This window comes from Psychromonas sp. B3M02, assembly GCF_003318165.1.
In the GTDB taxonomy this organism is placed as follows: domain Bacteria; phylum Pseudomonadota; class Gammaproteobacteria; order Enterobacterales; family Psychromonadaceae; genus Psychromonas.
Genome location: NZ_QOCB01000076.1, coordinates 1 through 3008 on the forward strand (window position 1 = coordinate 1; position 3008 = coordinate 3008).

3 protein-coding genes are annotated in these 3008 nt (G+C 39.3%); all 3 read left to right on the plus strand.

Going from position 1 to position 3008, the window contains the following annotated elements:
• The coding region (gene asd / locus DS885_RS08560; protein ID WP_113819023.1) for an archaetidylserine decarboxylase at positions 1-427 on the plus strand (427 nt) is incomplete at its 5' end.
• 45 nt (positions 428-472) lie between these two features.
• Entirely contained in the window at positions 473-2011 is a 1539-nt protein-coding gene (gene ilvA, locus DS885_RS08565; protein ID WP_113819024.1) for a threonine ammonia-lyase, biosynthetic, read from the plus strand.
• Between the two features lie 9 nt (positions 2012-2020).
• Positions 2021-3008 (plus strand): potassium channel family protein (locus DS885_RS08570; protein ID WP_147232342.1); only part of this gene is annotated, 988 nt, incomplete at its 3' end.

The window sequence follows — 3008 nt, forward strand, 5'->3', positions numbered from 1 at the left end:
TTACCATCGCATCCATATGCCTATGACGGGTAAATTAGAGCAGCTCATTTTCATTCCTGGTGATCTATTTTCAGTGAACCCATTAACGGCGCAAAATGTACCGAATTTGTTTGCACGTAATGAACGTGCGGTTGCAATTTTCTCAACAGCAGTAGGCCCAATGGCGATGGTATTAGTGGGTGCAACTATTGTGGGTAGTATTGAGACAGTATGGGAAGGAACATTAAAGGCACAGAAAAACAAAGAGCTACAATACTGGGATTACCAAGACCAAGAGATCGTTATCGAAAAAGGTCAAGAAATGGGTCGCTTTAAACTAGGCAGCACAATTGTTGCCCTATTCCCTAAAGAATCCATTGAGTTTGCTGAGGAACTTGCCCCATCAAGTGTCACGCGTTTAGGTAAACTATTTGCTACGGTAAAATAAATAGTTTTTCCCATTGAATATAAAACAATAATAACAAGGCCAGTAATGTCGAACATCAGCAGTGAACAATATTTAAAAAATATCTTATTAGCGCCTATCTATGAAGCAGCTATTGAAACTAAGCTACAACCGTTAAAGAAATTATCTAAGCGTTTAGATAATCATATTTTACTAAAACGAGAAGACTTACAGCCTGTTCACTCGTTTAAGCTACGTGGTGCTTATAATAAGTTAGCAAGTTTAACTGATGTTCAAAAAAACAATGGTGTGATTGCCGCATCAGCAGGTAACCATGCACAAGGTCTTGCTTTATCAGCTCAAAAAATGGGCGTGAAAGCGACCATTGTTATGCCAAAGACCACACCCGATATTAAAGTCAATTCTGTTCGTAGTTTTGGCGCTACCGTTGTGCTAATAGGTGAAAGTTTTGATGCTGCTAATGCACATTCATTGGCGCTAGCTGAGCAACATGGTTACACCTTGATCCACCCTTTTGATGATCCAGATATTATTGCGGGGCAAGGGACAGTGGGCAAAGAGTTACTACAACAAGATGTTCACATTGATAAAATATTCGTACCTGTTGGTGGCGGCGGTTTAGCGGCTGGTATTGCTGTGTATATTAAGCAACTATTACCACATATCAAGATTATTGCCGTTGAACCTGAAGATGCCGCTTGTTTAAAAGCGGCATTAGCAGCAGGTGGACCGGTGACATTACCTAAGGTTGGATTATTTGCAGATGGTGTAGCAGTAAAAACTATCGGCCAAGAAACCTTCCGCTTATGCCAACAATATATCGATGAAGTGATCACGGTAAACAGTGATGAGATTTGTGCTTCAGTAAAAGATATCTTTGATGATACACGTGCTATTGCGGAACCCGCTGGTGCATTATCATTAGCCGGTTTGAAAAAATATGCACAACAGCATCAATTAAAAGATCAACGCTTAACGGCTATTTTAAGTGGTGCTAACGTTAATTTCCATAGCTTACGTTACGTCTCTGAACGATGTGAATTAGGTGAACAAAATGAAAGTATTTTGGCCGTCACTATCCCTGAAAAACAAGGGGCATTTTTAGCCTTCTGTAACCAACTAGATGGTCGAGTGATCACTGAGTTTAATTATCGTTATAGCGATAGTAAGTTAGCGAATATCTTTGTGGGTGTTCGTACGCCTCAAGGTTTTGATGAACTAAGCAGTTTAACTGAAGGCTTAACTGATGCTGGTTACTCAGTAGCAGACTTAAGTCACGATGAAACGGCTAAATTGCATGTTCGTTACATGGTTGGTGGTGTACCTTCACAACAACTGACTGAGCGCCTCTACAGCTTTGAGTTTCCAGAGCATCCTAACGCGCTATTAAAATTCTTAAACCTTTTAGGCATGCATGCGAATATCACCCTATTCCATTATCGAAACCATGGTGCAGCTTATGGACAAGTGCTTGCAGGTTTTGAGTTGGATGACACACAAACTGCTGAATTTAGTCAACATTTAGACGCGTTAGGTTATAGTTATAAGGATGAGACATTAAATCCAGCATATCGATACTTTTTATCACATGCCAAACATAGCTAAGACTTTTATATGCGTACTTACTTATCGTCATCACAATTAGCGAGAATTTTACAGAAGTTAACACGCCGATTAACTTGGCCTGCGATGCTTGCTCTATTAATACTGCAAGCACTGATCACCTATTTTTTATTTGTGCTTGCACAAGAGCCAGAGTTAACCACTGACCCTATCAGATTCTTTTATTATAATATGGTGGTGGTATCAACCGTCGGTTTTGGCGATTTCAGCCCAACCACGGATTTAGGAAAGGCAATAGTCGCCCTATGGCAGATCCCATCGGGTTTAATTGTATTTGCTTCTTTTATTGGTAAAACAACGCAACTATTCATTGATATAGCGAGAAAAAATATGAACGGTAGTAATGACTACTCACACTTAACTGACCATATTCTTTTATTATGCTGGGATGAGCATTCTACAAATCAAATTGTGCAATTGATCTTGGGTGATAAAAAACGCCAAGAGCGCCGTATTTTATTATGTGTAACGCAAGATATGAAAAACCCGCTACCTGACGTCGAAGAAGTTTCTTTTGCCAAATTAGGTGCCTTTTCGGACACTAAAGAATTAGACAGGATTGCATTACGTAAAGCACAACGCATTATTATTGATGGCAATTCCGATGATGAAACACTTTCAATTGCACTGAGTATTGCCACCTTTGCCGATAAAAATGCCAATATTACCGCACACTTTTTTGATGAGACAAAAGCTCAACTATTAAAAATTCACTGTCCTAATATCGAATGTAGTATTGATAACAGTGCACAGATGATGGTGAGAAGTATGCAAGATCCTGGCTCCAGCAAGGTGACTGAGAAATTACTATCTACCTTAGACGGTGCAACTTTATACAGTTTTTTAGTACCAGAGCTTGAAAAAAGTATTACCTTTGGAGAGTTATTTGATACCTTCAAACATCGTTACGATATGATTCTGATTGGTTATAGCATGCATAAGAGTGGTCAAGGGATGCATTTAAACCCTAATAGTGAAG

Excerpts from the sequence above, each read along its gene's own strand:
- ilvA (WP_113819024.1), top strand. The coding sequence starts at position 473 with ATGTCGAACATCAGCAGTGAACAATATTTAAAAAATATCTTATTAGCG.